The organism is Paraburkholderia sp. Ac-20336 (assembly GCF_017105025.1).
Taxonomy (GTDB): domain Bacteria; phylum Pseudomonadota; class Gammaproteobacteria; order Burkholderiales; family Burkholderiaceae; genus Paraburkholderia.
Genome location: NZ_JAAGPS010000048.1, coordinates 34,524 through 48,223, shown reverse-complemented (window position 1 = coordinate 48,223; position 13,700 = coordinate 34,524). Strand labels below are relative to the sequence as shown.

At 63.5% G+C, this 13,700-nt stretch carries 14 protein-coding genes; 3 read left to right on the top strand and 11 right to left on the bottom strand.

The genetic code is table 11. The annotated features are described in order from the left end of the window. On the top strand, positions 1–699 hold a 699-nt coding region (locus GXB81_RS16060), incomplete at its 5' end, for an MFS transporter (protein WP_205989751.1). 193 nt (positions 700–892) lie between these two features. Here the strand turns inward: GXB81_RS16060 and rhaS are convergent. The 6 genes from rhaS to GXB81_RS16030 form a co-directional block, all read right to left on the bottom strand. Continuing rightward, positions 893–1,903, bottom strand: coding sequence for a rhamnose ABC transporter substrate-binding protein (gene rhaS, locus GXB81_RS16055; RefSeq protein ID WP_205989750.1), 1,011 nt, complete (start codon positions 1,901–1,903; stop codon positions 893–895). Between the two features lie 77 nt (positions 1,904–1,980). After that, positions 1,981–3,021 carry an ABC transporter permease gene (locus GXB81_RS16050; RefSeq protein ID WP_205989749.1) on the bottom strand — a complete coding sequence of 347 codons (1,041 nt, stop codon included), beginning with the start codon at positions 3,019–3,021 and terminating at the stop codon, positions 1,981–1,983. Next, positions 3,014–4,069, bottom strand: coding sequence for an ABC transporter permease (locus tag GXB81_RS16045; protein WP_205989748.1), 1,056 nt, complete (start codon positions 4,067–4,069; stop codon positions 3,014–3,016). Before GXB81_RS16045 ends, GXB81_RS16050 begins: the two co-directional genes overlap by 8 nt. Then, the gene (locus GXB81_RS16040) at positions 4,066–5,595 is read right to left on the bottom strand and encodes a sugar ABC transporter ATP-binding protein (protein ID WP_167041510.1); all 1,530 of its coding nucleotides are present in this window, start codon (positions 5,593–5,595) and stop codon (positions 4,066–4,068) included. The genes GXB81_RS16045 and GXB81_RS16040 overlap by 4 nt, the downstream gene beginning before the upstream one ends. Before the next feature lie 135 nt (positions 5,596–5,730). Further along, complete coding sequence (locus GXB81_RS16035) at positions 5,731–6,624, bottom strand: amidohydrolase family protein (protein WP_205989747.1); 894 nt, start codon at positions 6,622–6,624, stop codon at positions 5,731–5,733. A gap of 110 nt (positions 6,625–6,734) precedes the next feature. Further along, entirely contained in the window at positions 6,735–7,052 is a 318-nt protein-coding gene (locus tag GXB81_RS16030; protein WP_167041504.1) for an L-rhamnose mutarotase, read from the bottom strand. Between the two features lie 143 nt (positions 7,053–7,195). On the opposite strand from GXB81_RS16030, the gene GXB81_RS16025 reads away from it, so the two are divergent. Beyond that, positions 7,196–8,209: a LysR family transcriptional regulator gene (locus tag GXB81_RS16025; RefSeq protein WP_167041501.1), complete on the top strand. Its 1,014-nt coding sequence runs from the start codon at positions 7,196–7,198 to the stop codon at positions 8,207–8,209. 33 nt (positions 8,210–8,242) lie between these two features. On the opposite strand, the gene GXB81_RS16020 is transcribed toward GXB81_RS16025, so the two are convergent. The 5 genes from GXB81_RS16020 to GXB81_RS16000 form a co-directional block, all read right to left on the bottom strand. Further along, positions 8,243–9,025 carry an SDR family NAD(P)-dependent oxidoreductase gene (locus GXB81_RS16020; protein WP_167041498.1) on the bottom strand — a complete coding sequence of 261 codons (783 nt, stop codon included), beginning with the start codon at positions 9,023–9,025 and terminating at the stop codon, positions 8,243–8,245. Positions 9,026–9,091: 66 nt separating this feature from the next. Beyond that, on the bottom strand, positions 9,092–10,270 hold the full coding sequence (rhmD, locus tag GXB81_RS16015; protein WP_167283835.1) for an L-rhamnonate dehydratase: 1,179 nt from the start codon (positions 10,268–10,270) through the stop codon (positions 9,092–9,094). A 78-nt stretch (positions 10,271–10,348) separates the two neighbouring features. Further along, positions 10,349–11,101 carry an SDR family NAD(P)-dependent oxidoreductase gene (locus tag GXB81_RS16010; protein WP_205989746.1) on the bottom strand — a complete coding sequence of 251 codons (753 nt, stop codon included), beginning with the start codon at positions 11,099–11,101 and terminating at the stop codon, positions 10,349–10,351. A gap of 312 nt (positions 11,102–11,413) precedes the next feature. Next, a complete protein-coding gene (locus tag GXB81_RS16005) occupies positions 11,414–11,644 on the bottom strand; it encodes a hypothetical protein (RefSeq protein WP_167041489.1) in 231 nt (76 codons plus the stop codon). A 125-nt stretch (positions 11,645–11,769) separates the two neighbouring features. Beyond that, positions 11,770–12,381 (bottom strand): hypothetical protein, encoded by a 612-nt coding sequence (locus GXB81_RS16000; RefSeq protein ID WP_205989745.1) that lies wholly within the window; start codon positions 12,379–12,381, stop codon positions 11,770–11,772. 887 nt (positions 12,382–13,268) lie between these two features. On the opposite strand from GXB81_RS16000, the gene GXB81_RS15995 reads away from it, so the two are divergent. Continuing rightward, positions 13,269–13,544, top strand: coding sequence for a hypothetical protein (locus GXB81_RS15995; RefSeq protein WP_167041482.1), 276 nt, complete (start codon positions 13,269–13,271; stop codon positions 13,542–13,544). Positions 13,545–13,700 lie beyond the last annotated feature (156 nt).

Genomic DNA, 13,700 nt, shown 5'->3' with positions numbered 1-13,700 from the left:
GTCTGGGCGATGCCGGCCTGCATCGCGCTTGCGTGCTGGTGGCGGCTGACGCGCGGACACGCCGGCCCCCACGCCGCGCATGAGCCCGCCGCAACGTCCACCGCACGCTTCTCGCCCTGGGTCACGCCACGCGCATGGACGCTCGGCCTCTACTTCGGCATCGTCAACGGCGGCTATACGAGTCTCGTCGCGTGGCTGCCCGCGTTCTATCAGCAGCACGGCGCGAGTGTCGAGGCAAGCGGCTCGCTGCTCGCGGCAATGACGCTGTTTCAGACCATCTCGGCCTTGCTGCTGCCGCTCGCCGCGGCGCCGTTCCGCGACCGCCGGCCGTGGCTCGCGCTCGGTCTCGCCGCGCAACTGGCCGGCGTGCTGGGCCTGATCTTCTGGCCCGACGGCGCGCCGCTGTTGTGGGTCGGCATGGCCGGCGCGGGACTCGGCGGCGTGTTTTCGCTGACGCTCGTCACGGCGATGGACCACTCGGCCGATCATCGCGTGGCCGGTCAGCTGGTCGCGTTCACGCAAGGCGTCGGCTTTATCGTCGCGGCGCTCGCGCCGCTCGTGGCCGGCATCGTGCGCGGCTGGAGCGGCGGCTTCGTTGCCGCGTGGATCATGCTCGCCGGCTGCATCGCCGCGATGATCGCGTTGACGCTGGTGTTTTCGCCACGCAGTTATACGCGCTGGCTTCGAGGGCTTCAGTAAAGCCAGCGCTTCAGGCCACCCAGTCTCCCGGTTCGAACGCGGCCGTCCACGTGCAGTTCAGACCGCAATGCAGCGTGACGTGCCGCTTTAACAGACCGTACCCGGACAGGCCGTGCGCCTCGAATCCGGTCGATGCCCGCCGCTGGCGCGTAGCCACCCTACGCGCCGAATAGCGAGCCTGCCAACACCGAACCTAGAAATTGAAGTTGTCGATATTGCTCGCGTCGAACGTGGTCGGCGGTCCGAGGATGATTTCGCCGTGCGCACCGACCGTGCGCTTGCCGAGCTTGCCGGCATCGAACGATTCGCCTTCCTTGCCGGTGATCTTGCCCGACGCGAGCGCGGCCGCCGCATACGCGGCGAGGTAGCCGAGCTGGTTCGGGTCCCACAACTGGAACGCCTGCACGGTGCCGTTCTTCACGAACGCGCGCATCTGGTTAGGTGTCCCGAGTCCCGTCACGGCCACCTTGCCCTTGCTCGACGACGACGAGATATAGCGCGCCGCCGCCGCGATTCCGACCGTGGTCGGCGCGACGATCGCCTTCAGGTTCGGATACGCCTGCAACAGACCCTGGGTTTCGACGAACGACTTCTGATCGTCGTCGTTGCCGTAGGCGATCTTCACGAGCTTGATCTTCGCGTACTCGGGTTTTTTCAGTTCTTCCTGCATCCACTTGATCCAGGTGTTCTGATTGGTCGCGTTCGGCGTGGCCGACAGAATCGCGAACTCGCCCTCGCCGCCCATCAGCTTCGATACGAGTTGCACCTGGCCCCGGCCGATGCCTTCCGCGTTCGCCTGATTCACGAACAGTTGCCGGCCCTCGGGCGCGGTGTCGGAATCGAACGTGACGACCTTGATGCCCTGGCCCATCGCCTTCTTCAGATACGGCACGACCGCGTTCGCATCGTTGGCGGCAATCACGATCGCATCCTGACGCTGCGTAATCAGCGTGTTGATGTACGAAACCTGCGACGACGCGCCCGCATCCGACGGTCCCACCACCTTGCCCACGCCGCCGAACTCCTTGATCGCGGCCATGCCGCCATCGTCGGCGATCACTTCATAGGGGTTGTTGATCTGCTTCGGCAGAAACGCGATTTTCAGGCCGCTTTTGAGGTCCGCGGCCCATGCGCCGCTGCAACTGACCGCGAGCAACGCGGCGCACAGCGCAGCCATACCGGTGTGACGTAGAGGTTTGAACATGAAGTGTCTCCTGCGTTGTTGTCGGGCATCGGAAGGCCCGGGTTATCGGTCGTTGGGACTACGGAGATACGGAACTATCAGGAAACCGAAGAAGCCGAAGCGGTCGATGCCGCCGCGGACTTTGCGATGAAGCGCCGGTCGCGCGCCGCACGCCAGCGCGCGACGAGGTTCGGTATCAGCACCGACGCGAGCAGCAGCACGCCGGTCACGATGGTCAGCGTTTCGCTCGAAACGTCGTCGAGCGTCAGCGCGTTTTTCAGCACGCCGATAATCAGCAGCGACAGCAGCACGCCGACCATCGAGCCGCGTCCGCCGAAAATGCTGACGCCGCCGAACAGCACCGCCGCGATCACCGACAGCTCGAAGCCCTCGCCGTTATCGCCGCGCGCGCTCGTAAAACGCAGCGTATAGACGATGCCGGCCAGCGCGCTGACGAGCCCCGACAGCACGAACAGACGCAGCCGGATCTTCGCGACCTCGATGCCGGAGAACGCGGCGGCAGTCGGATTCGCACCGATCGCATAGAGGCTGCGGCCGAACGCGGTGGCTTGCAGCAGCACCGTGAACAGCACGGCCGCGACGATCACGATGACGAACGGCAACGGAATAAAGCTCGCGCCGAGCGTGTCCATGCCGAACGCCGTATAACCCGCGGGAAAATCGGCGACCGCCTGGTCGCCGAGCAGCACATACGCGAGGCCGCGAAACAAGGCGAGCGTGCCGATCGTGACCGCGAGCGAAGGCAGGTTCAGCCTGACGATCACGAGACCGTTGAGCAGCCCGGCCAATGCCCCGGCGATCAATACGAGCACGATCACGACCGGCATCGGCAAACCCATATGCCACAGCACACCCATCAAGGCACTGGAGGCGCCCAGCACCGATGCAACGGAAAGATCGATTTCGGCCGCGACGATGATGAGCGTCATCGGCAGCGCCATCAACGCGATCTCGGTCAGATCGGCGAGCACGTTGCTCAGGTTCGCGCCCGTCAGAAACACCGGCGAGAGCCAGCGCCCGAGCCCGAGCGACGCCATCAGCACGAGCACGAGCAAGGCTTCCCATTGCAGCGGCGTTTCGCGTTTGCGCGTGAGCAGCGCGGAATCGGGTTTAGCCATGATCGCGTTTCCTCATCATGCGTTTGGCGACGGAGCGGGCCAGCAAGGTATCGGCGGCGATCGCGGCGACGATCAGCGCGCCCTGGATCGCCTGCTCCCAGAACGGCGACACGTGCAGTACCACGAGCGCAATGCTGATGACGCCGAGCACGAGCGCGCCGAGCGTCGCGCCGAGTATCGTGCCGACGCCGCCCGTGATCGCGACGCTGCCGACCACCGCCGCCGCCACGACCTGCAATTCGATGCCCTTCGCGGTGCTCGCATCGACGGTGCCGAAGCGCGCGAGCCACAACGCGCCCGCAAAGCCCGCGATTGCGCCGGACAGCAGAAAGCCCGCCATCACGCGCCGCTCGACGTTGACACCCGCGAGCCGCGCGGCTTCCGGGTTCGAGCCGATCGCATAGTGCTCGCGGCCGCCGCGAAACTGCTTCAGATAGACCGACAGCCCCGCGAGCACGACGGCCGTGATCAGCGCGAGCGTCGGGATGCCGAGCAGCGTGCCGGTGGCGAGCCGCGAATACGCGTCGGGCAGACTGGTCGCGTTGATCTGGCCGCCATGCACCCACGCGTAGTCGGCGCCGCGAAAGATGTAGAGCGTGGAGAGCGTCGCGACGAGCGACGGCACGCGTCCCACCGCGACCAGTAGCGCGTTGATGCCACCCGCGACGAGACCGATCGCGAGCCCCGCCGCGAGCGCAACGAGCACCGGCATATGCGGAAACGCGACGTAGAGACTGCCGACCGCATACGCGCTGACGCCGACCGTCGAGCCGACCGACAGATCGATATGCCGCATCAGGATCACGACGGTCATGCCGGCCGTCAGCAGACTGATGATCGACACGTTGAGCAGCACGTCGCGCAGATTCTGCAGATTGAGGAACTGCGGCCTGGCGAGCCCGGTGCCGACGATCAGCAGGATCAGGACGACGAACAAGGTGGTTTCGCGGCTTCTCGCGATGCTTGCGACGAGGCCGCCCGATGCGCCCGACGAGCGTTTCGGCAGCGACGGCCGGACCGGTGCGGGATGAGTCGAATGGCGCATCATGCCGCACGTCCCAATGGTGAAAGACCCTGACCGAGCGCGGCGCCCATGATGCGCTCCTCGTTCGCGTCGGCGCGCGCGATCTCGGCGCTGATGCGCCCTTCGTGCATCACGAGCACGCGATCGGCCATGCCGAGCACTTCGGGCAACTCGCTCGAAATCATCAACACGGCCATGCCGTCGCGCACGAGTTCGGCGAGCGCGCCATACACCTCGGCTTTGGCGCCGACGTCGATGCCGCGCGTCGGCTCGTCGATGATCAGCACTTTCGGACCGGTCGCGAGCCACTTGCCGAGCACGACCTTCTGCTGATTGCCGCCCGACAGCGTGCCGACCGGCGCATGCGGATCGCCCGCTTTCAGGCGCAGGCGCGTACCCCACCGGTTCGCGAGCTCCGTCTCGCTGCGCGTCGAAATCAGGCCGTGGCGCACGAGCCGGCCGAGCACCGTCAGCGAGGCATTGCGCGCGATGCTGAGTTCCAGGGCGAGCCCTTGCTGGCGGCGGTCTTCCGGCACGAGCGCGAGTCCCGCGCGCACCGCGGCGGCCGGCTTGCCGGTTTCGAGGCGCCGGCCCGCGAGCCACACTTCGCCGGCGTCGAGCGGATCGATACCGAAGATCGCGCGCGCGACCTCGCTGCGCCCCGCGCCGACGAGACCCGCGAGCGCGACGATCTCGCCTGCGCGCACCTCGAACGAAATGTCCTTGAACACGCCGATGCGCGTCAGCCCGCGCACCGACAGCCGCACCTCGCCCGGCGCGCAATCGGCTTTCGGATAAAGCGTTTCCAGATCGCGGCCGACCATCTTCGCGACGATCGCGTCGGTCGTCAGATCGGCGGTCAAGGCGTCGAACACTTTCGCGCCGTCGCGCATGATCGTCACGCGCTGCGTGAGCGCGAACACTTCGTCGAGCCGATGCGTGATAAAGAGGATCGCCACGTCGCGTTCGCGCAGCTTGCGCACGATCGCGAAGAGCCTCTCGACTTCGGGCAGCGACAACGCGGCGGTCGGCTCGTCCATGATCAGCACGCTCGCGTTCAGCGACAACGCCTTCGCGATTTCGATCACCTGCTGATCCGCAATCGACAGACCGCGCACGAGCTGATCGGCGCGCAACTCGACGCCGAGCGATGCGAGCAGCTCGTCCACTTCGCGATGCATCGCCTCGTACTGGATGCGGCCGAAGCGGTCGACCGGCTGCCGGCCCATGAAGATGTTTTCCGCGATCGACAGATCGAAGAACAGCGTCGGTTCCTGATAGATGACCGCGAGCCCGGCATCGCGCGCTTCGGCGGGCGTTGCAAAGCGGCGCGGCGCGCCGTTCACGAGCAGTTCGCCGGCATCGGGCTGATGCACGCCGGCCAGTATCTTCACGAGCGTCGACTTGCCCGCGCCGTTCTCGCCGAGCAGCGCATGCACTTCGCCGGGCCACAGCACGAGATCGCCGTCGGCCAGCGCGCGCACGCGGCCGAATGATTTGCTCGCATGCCGTAATTCGAGTCGCGGCACGGCGGATGAGGATTGCTGCACTGCCTGTCTCCTGAGTCTTTTTTCGCCGGGGTTTTCAGCGGGTTTTTTTGCGGATTCTTCCGCGTTGCCGCCTCGCTGCTTCTGCGTTCTTTCTATGTTTTTTCTGCGTTCTTTCCGTGCCTTGGTTGTACCGCGTCAAATGCGATAGCAACGTTCCGCATTGCCGCGAAACAGCGCTTTCTTTTCAACCTCGCTCGCATCGGCGACGATCGCCGCATACGCGCTCCACCACTCCGTATACGAACCGAACAGCCGGTCGACGGGAAAGTTCGACGCGAACATCGTGCGCTCGACGCCGAACGTATCGATCGTTTCGAGCACATAAGGCCGCAGGCTTTCGACGGTCCAGCGGTGATCGAACATCGCGAGGCCGCTGATCTTCACCGCGACGTTCGGGCAAGCCGCGAGCCTACGCATGCCCTCGCGCCACGCGCGATAACCGGCCACGCTATTACGATCGACGAACATGCCCGCGTGATTGACGATAAAAAGCGTGTCGGCGTGCTCGCATGCCAGTGCGGCGGCCTCTTCCATTTGCGACGGATACAGTTGCAGATCGAACGACAGATCATGCCGGCGCAGCAGCGCGAAATGCTCGCGCCATTGCGGCTCGCGCATGAAGTGGCGGCCGACGTAATCGAACAGCCTGTTGTCGTGCACGTTGAGAATCTGCCGGATGCCGCGCGTATTCGCAAACGACGCATGCGCTTCGAGCAGCGCGGGTGCGTTCGCCGCGGACAGATCGACGGCAGCGACAATCGCATTCGGCATGCCGCGCGATTCCTTGCGATCGGCAATCGACTGAAGCCAGCGCGTTTCTTCGACCGGATCGGCGGGATCGTGATTCGCCTCGACGTGCACGAGTTTGAGCACTTCGATCTCGCCCGCTTCGCCAAGCAGATCGTCGAGCAGATAGTCGTGCTTCAGATCACGCGCGTCGCCGACGAACGACACGCCCGGATTGTCGAGCCACGGGTAGCGATGCGTCTTCAGGTCCCACAGATGAATATGCGAATCGACAACCTGCATGCGGCACCTTCGTCGAGTGAAAAGCGTTTCGAGGCTCGTTCGAGAGATTCGTTCCTGCGGTGCCCGGCCATAGTCACCGGCACCCGGCGGTACTCAACGGTATGCGGTACTCAACCGCCGAGCTGAAAAACCGGTTCGAGCCTCTGCTGAAACGGTGTGTGATCGGACTCGGTTCGCATGATGTCGGCCATGTAATCCCACCATTTGCGCATGATCGCGAGTTGCGGCAACTGGTCCATCGTGTGCTCGCTCGTGCGTGTCAGGATGGCGAAAAGATGATGCGAACCGGGATCGAAGAAAATCCTGTAGTCGCGCACGCCGGCGTGGTGCAGCGCGTCAACCAGCTCGGGCCAGATCTGCGCGTGACGCCGTTCGTATTCCTCGCGCATGCCGGGGTTGAGCACCATCCGGAAAGCGATTGTCTCCATTGCGGCCTGTCTCCACCCTACACGATGCTTGCGGTTCGTCGCTTTCTCGGGGAAGCGTATGGAACGACTATAATTCCAGCGTCGATAGCATCTCAATCCGTTGTTGGGATTGGGCGATCCACAAACCGAATCGCACCGGAACCATGAGCCAACATTCAGCCGCCGTCTCACTCGTCAACCGGCTCAAGTTCAAACACCTCGCCCTGCTCGTCGCACTCGACGACACCCGCAATCTCCATCAGGCCGCCGAGGCCGTCAACGTTGCCCAGCCCAGCGCGAGCCGCATGCTCGGCGATATCGAGGAAGCCTTCGGCTTCCTGCTCTTCGAGCGCAACGCGCGCGGCATGACGCCCACGCCGCTCGGCGTCGTCACGCTCGCCTACGCGCGGCGCGCGCTCGCCGAACTCACGCGCTTCGCCGAAGACCTCGACGTCAAACGGCGCGGCGGTCACGGGCAATTGACCGTTGGCGCGATCATGGGCGCCGCGCCCGATCTGCTGGCGATGTCGGTGGCCGTGCTGAAGACCGAAAGCCCGCTGCTCAACGTGCGCATTCTCGGCGAAACAAGCGACCAGGTCGTGCAATTGCTGCATCGCCGCGAAATAGACCTCGCACTCGGGCGTCTTACGAATCCTCTGCAGCACAACGACTTCAGTTTCGAGCCGCTCGCGCGCGAAACGCTGCTGCTCGTCGTGCGCGCCGTGCATCCGCTCGCGCGCCGCGCGCGCATTACGCTGCGCGAACTGGTCGACTGGCCGTGGGTCGCGCAGCCGGTCACGAGTCCGGCGCGCGTGTTGTTCGAGGAAGAACTCGCGCGTGAAGGGCTCGCGACGCCGGTCAATCTGACCGAATGCGCGTCGATCTTCGCGACGCTGCAATTGCTCGAAAACTACGATGCGGTGGCGATGCTGCCGGAGTCGGTCGTGCGCGATCATGTGCGCGGCGGCCTGCTCGTCGCGTTGCCGCTCGAAATCGGCAAGAGCCTCGCGGGCTTCGGCATTCTCACACGCAAGGAAGAACCGCTCGCCGAACCGGCGCTGCGTTTCATCGAACTGCTGCGCGGTTTCTCGCGCAAGCTCGCGCGTGACGAAGGCGTGTCCGTCGGCAACGCGGCCGATACACCCGATACACCCATTACGCCCGCCACGGTGAATTGACGCAAGCATGGCTATTGCGCTCGACTCGCGCGCTTATTGCAAATTGACGAACAGGCCGCCATCGACGAGCAGCGCCGCGCCCGTCACATAGCGCGCGCGGTCCGAGGCGAGAAACACCACGCAATCGGCGACGTCTTCAGGGCGCCCCAGGCGACCAAGCGGAATGCGCTTCTCGAAGTAGGCTTTCTTCGCTTCATCGGCAAGGTCTTCCGCGTTGAGGTCGGTTGCGATCGTACCGGGCATCACCGAATTGCAACGGATGCCGAACGGTCCAAGCGCAATCGCGCACGACTGCATCAGCGAATGCACACCGGCCTTGGTCGGTGTGTAATGCGTCTGCATCGCGCCGCCCACCAGCGCGCTGATCGAACTCGTCGCAACGATCGCACCGCCCGTGCCCTGCTTTTTCATCTGCTGCGCGGCGGCCTGCGTGACATAAAACGCGCCGTTCAGATTGACCGCGACCGTCGCTTCGAGCACCTCGGGCGTCATGTCGAGAAACGCGTGAAACGGACAGATGCCGGCATTGCTCGCGAGCACGTCGACCTTGCCGAATGCGTCGACCGTGCGGCGCACCAGTTGCTGGCCCGTGTCGCGCTCGGCGACGTTGCCCTCCACCGCGATCACGCGCCGCCCTAGCGCCTCGATTTCGTCGACCACTTCCGCAACGGCGGAGCGGCGGCCATACGATGCGTCGTTATCGCCCCAGTAGTTGATCGCCACGTCCGCGCCTTCGCGGGCGCAGGCCACCGCGATCGCGCGGCCGATGCCACGCGAGCCGCCGGTGACGATCACCGCTTTGTCCTTGAGCAGCACGTCATTCTCCTTTGCTTCGATTCGTCGTTTGGGGCAGGCGTAATGCGCCCAACGTGCTCAGCGTGCTCAGCGTGGATAAGGCCGCACCAGCGCGCATTCCGGATTGAGCCGCACGCCGAAGCCCGGCGTGTCCGGCACCTTCATGCGGCCATTCACGGGCACGGGCTCGTCGAGCAGTAGCGGGTTGAACATCGGCACGACTTCGTCGGCCTTCGGCGCCATCATCAGGAACTCGGAGAACGGCGAGTTGTGCCGCGTGACGACGAAGTGATAGCTGTACACCGACGAACCATGCGGCACCACCATCACGTTGTGCGCATCGGCGAGCGCGGAAATCTTGATCAGTTCGGTAATGCCGCCGCACCAGCCCACGTCCGGCTGGATCAGATCGCAGCACTGCATCTCGAGCAGCATGCGAAAGCCCCAGCGCGTCGCCTCGTGTTCTCCGGTCGACACCATCATGCCGCGCGGCACGTTGCGGCGCAGTTCGGCGTAACCCCAGTAATCGTCAGGTGGAAGACACTCCTCGACCCATTTGAGGCCGTATTCGTGCGCGCCTTGCGCGAGCCGCGTCGCATAACGCACGTCGAGACTCATCCAGCAGTCGTACATGAGCCAGAAGTCGTCGCCGACGCGCGAACGCATGTCGGCAAGTTTTTCGAGGTTCTGCTTCAGCCCCGCTTCGCCCTCGGCGGGACCGTGCTGCAACGGCAGCTTGCCGCCGATAAAGCCCATGTTCTTCGCGAGATCGGGCCGCGCGCCGGTCGCATAGAACACCAGTTCGTCGCGCACCGGACCGCCCAATAGCTGATATACGGGCTCCTTGCGCACCTTCGCGAGCAGGTCCCACAGGGCGAGATCGACGCCGGAAATCGTGTTGAGCACGATGCCCTTGCGTCCGTAATAGAGCGTCGCGAAGTACATCTGATCCCACATCTTCTCGATGTCGGTCACGAGCTGTCCTTCGAGAAAGCGCGCGAGATGCTTCTCGACGATGAACGCGCCGATCTCGCCGCCGGTCGTCACCGCGAAGCCGACCGTGCCGTCGCTCGCCTCGATCTCGACGACCAGCGTGCCGAGCACGTTGATGCCGAACGACTGGCGGCTCTGCCGATACTCGGGATAACGCGCCATAGGTGTCGCGATGTGATCGTCGATCCAGTGTCCTCCGGCTTGATCGTGATAGTCCGCACCGCCGCCGCGAACGATGAAAGCACGCACGTGCCGGATGGTAGGCATGGCCATGAAGGGACTCCGTGTGGGATGCGTCAAGGCATCGTCAATGCATGTGCGATGCGCGTTTCAGGCGGGCGCGATGCGCGCTCAATAAGTGGCGCGGCCACCCGACAGATCGAACACCGAGCCGGTGCTGAACGCGCAATCTTCCGAAGACAGCCAGAGGATTAGCGAGGCCGCTTCTTCCGGCAGCAGAAACCGGTTCATCGGAATCTTCGAGAGCATGTATTCGATATGCTGCTGCGACATCGAATCGAAGATCTCGGTCTTCGCCGCAGCCGGCGTAACCGCATTAACGAGGATGTTTTTCGTCGCGAGCTCCTTGCCGAGCGACTTGGTCAGGCCGATCAAGCCGGCCTTGGATGCGCTGTAGTGCGAGGCATTCGGATTGCCTTCCTTGCCCGCTATCGACGCGATATTGACGATGCGGCCATAGCCCTGCCTGAGCATATGCGGCACGACCGCGCGGCAAGTCAGATAGGGGCCGATCAGGTTCACGTCGATCACGCGGCGCCACACGTCGGGCTCGAGCTCCCAGGTCGTGCCGTTGCCGCCGGTGATGCCCGCGCAATTGATCAGCACGTCAATCGAGCCGTGTTCGGCAACGGTCTGCTCTGTCGCTTTCTGGACCGCGGCTTCGTTGGTCAGTTCGACCGTGACGGCGCTGACTTTGCCGAGTTCGGCCAGTTCGCGCTGGCTGCGCGCGAGACGCTCGCCGTCGAGATCCCACAACGCTACCGATGCGCCCGAGCGCAACGCCCGCTGCGCCACCGCATAACCGATGCCACGCGCGCCGCCCGTAATGACGACCGCGCGCCTCTCCAGATCGATCCGATTCATTGCCATGCTCCTGTGGGCACGCCTCGGCAGCATGCCATCGAGTTGTTGTATCGCTGCTATGCGCCTTGTTCGTGCCGACGCTTCGGTGAGGTCACCCGGCTGAGTCACTCAGTCAGGTCACTCAATCAGCTCAATATACGGGCGCTGCGATGCGCCAACAATTCGAGTATTGGAGAGGGCGATAGCAAAAGTGAATCGGGGTGGGCCGCGCGTACTTCACGAACACTTCGCGAGTACTTCATACTCGCCGGCCGCGAGGCGATGCAAGGCGATGCGATGGCGTAATCCTGCAAAAGCAATGTCCCGCCACCGCTAATCCGCGTCGACAAAAAGCATCGAAATATAAAGAATCGTCGACACGACGATAATGCCGACGCCGACCAGTACCCGCGTCCGGTCGAAATTGATGCCGCCGATGATGACCACGCCGATTCCCGCGATTGACGATAACGTGCCGAACGCCGCGAGGCCGACGTGAATCTTGCTGCTGATGAGCTTTCTGCGCTCGGCGTCTCCGTTAGGCTGCGATTCGTTCCGTTCCATTCGATGCTCCTTCGCGCGTTGCAATCGATCCGGATGCGGCGGCGAGCTTCATATCGAAAGACACCGCCGCCCATCCATGATGCGCTTCAACACGCATCCGCGCCTATGACGCGGATCACGCTGCGTTACTTCACTTCGGTGCCGCCTCGCGACACCGACGCGGCCACCGCCGCGACGAACACCGCGTGCACCGAGTCGCCAACCTTGATCTGATCCAGCGCAACATCGGGCGACACGTCGAGCGTTTCCGTGCGCGTCGGGCCGCGCAGCGTGATCGTGCGGTTCTTGTGATCGATCTTGCGCACCGTCGCCACGACTTCGATGCGCCGCGCCGACGCAACGACACCGTTGACCGCCGGCTGCGTGACTTCGGTATCGACGCGCTTGCGGATGCCATTCGCCGCGAGTTTGTCGACGCCGATCAGCATTGCCTTCTTGTAGGCGATCGTCACGATATCGCCGATATGCAGCTTGCTGACGTCGGCCGCCTGCGGGTTCACCTCAAACGTGTCTTCGCCGCCTCGCGGACCGCGCAGCGTTACGCTATTCGTCGCCGGATCGATCGCGACGACGCGCGCCTCGACATGCAGCAGCGCGGCCGCGCCGACCGCCTGCGGCGCGGCCGCCGGCGCGTTTTGCTGCGCGAGCGCGGGCCCCGCCGTCGCGGCCAGCACCGCCAGTGCGATCGTCAGCGCTGTCACGCGCCCCCATCCCGAACCCGGTGTATTGCAAGCCATGCAACTCTCCTTTTGATTGCGTCGTTGGTATAGGAAAAACTCGTTATTGCCGATGACGTGCTACGCACCCGCACTCGAAAAAACGGGCGGACAAAAACAACGATGTGGAAAATAAACCGTGAATCGTGACGCGCGAAACACAATGCAATAAAGTGAACAACGCGTTGCCTTTATTCGCGAGACGAAAAAATCGCGCAACGCCGCCGCGCTTTTGCCCATGCAGCGAATAAGCGGACTTCTTCCGGATCACGGCGCGCGACGAGCCGTGCGGCTTCAGGCACGCGCTCGTGTGGGCGTCAGCGGCTGGGTCGGCGACGAGCCATAACATCTTCCTCGCGAGGATATCGATGACTGCACGATCACAGCACGGCCCGATTGATCCGGGCCAGGAAGTTGCCAATAAAAATTGGCAATGAATCGACAACGTTATGACTATTTCAAACTGTCAGGTGATGCTAACAAACGCGTAAAAGAATGGCAAGGCGAGTCACGCAACATCGCAATACACGCATTATCGAATGCATCATCTCTGCAAATTTTCGTGAAGATTTTCGTCAATCCGGATGCTGCCTCGATATCGATCGACCGATTGTTCGCATGACGATGCGAAACGAGTCATTCGTTGAGCTTCGATGCGCGGCGGCACGGCTCCTGCTCCGCGTTGCCGGGATACGTGAAAACCCTTAATGATAGGCATCGTAAGGGAATCATCGATTGCGCATCGCCAGATACAAAAAATTGTCGTCAATCATTGGAATACTGCGAGTATCGCTTTATCGGTCCGACGGAATTGCCGTCAAGCATCGCGCATGGAACTGCGAACCCGGGCATCGCGCTTGCTGCCCGCGTCGGCATCCGGCACAACACTTATTCAAAGGACATTGCACATGATTACCGCCCGCCCCTGCACCGCCGCCTGCGTGATCGACGGCCGGCTCGTCACGCTGACTTTCTACCCGGACAACGGCGTGCTGCGCATTGCCGATCCGTCCGGCGCGTGCCTGCGGGAAACGCGCTGGCACGGCTCGTGGCGCGCGTTGCTCGACGAATTCCGCGGCTATAACGACATCCCGGAAACGAATGAAACGGCGCGCGGTTACGACGATATCGTCGCGCGCCTCGGCGACCCCGCCTACCCGACGCGCGACATGGCCCTCGCGTGAAAGACCGCGTGAAAGATGGGCGAAGCGGTACCGCTCCGCACTCGTCGCTGAAGATGCATTTAAAAACCGCTGCATTAAAAACGCATCGTTTCGCGGCACCGCGTTTCCGCACCGCTCGTCGTCAATGATTCGCCAACCGCACGCCGAGCCGCTCGC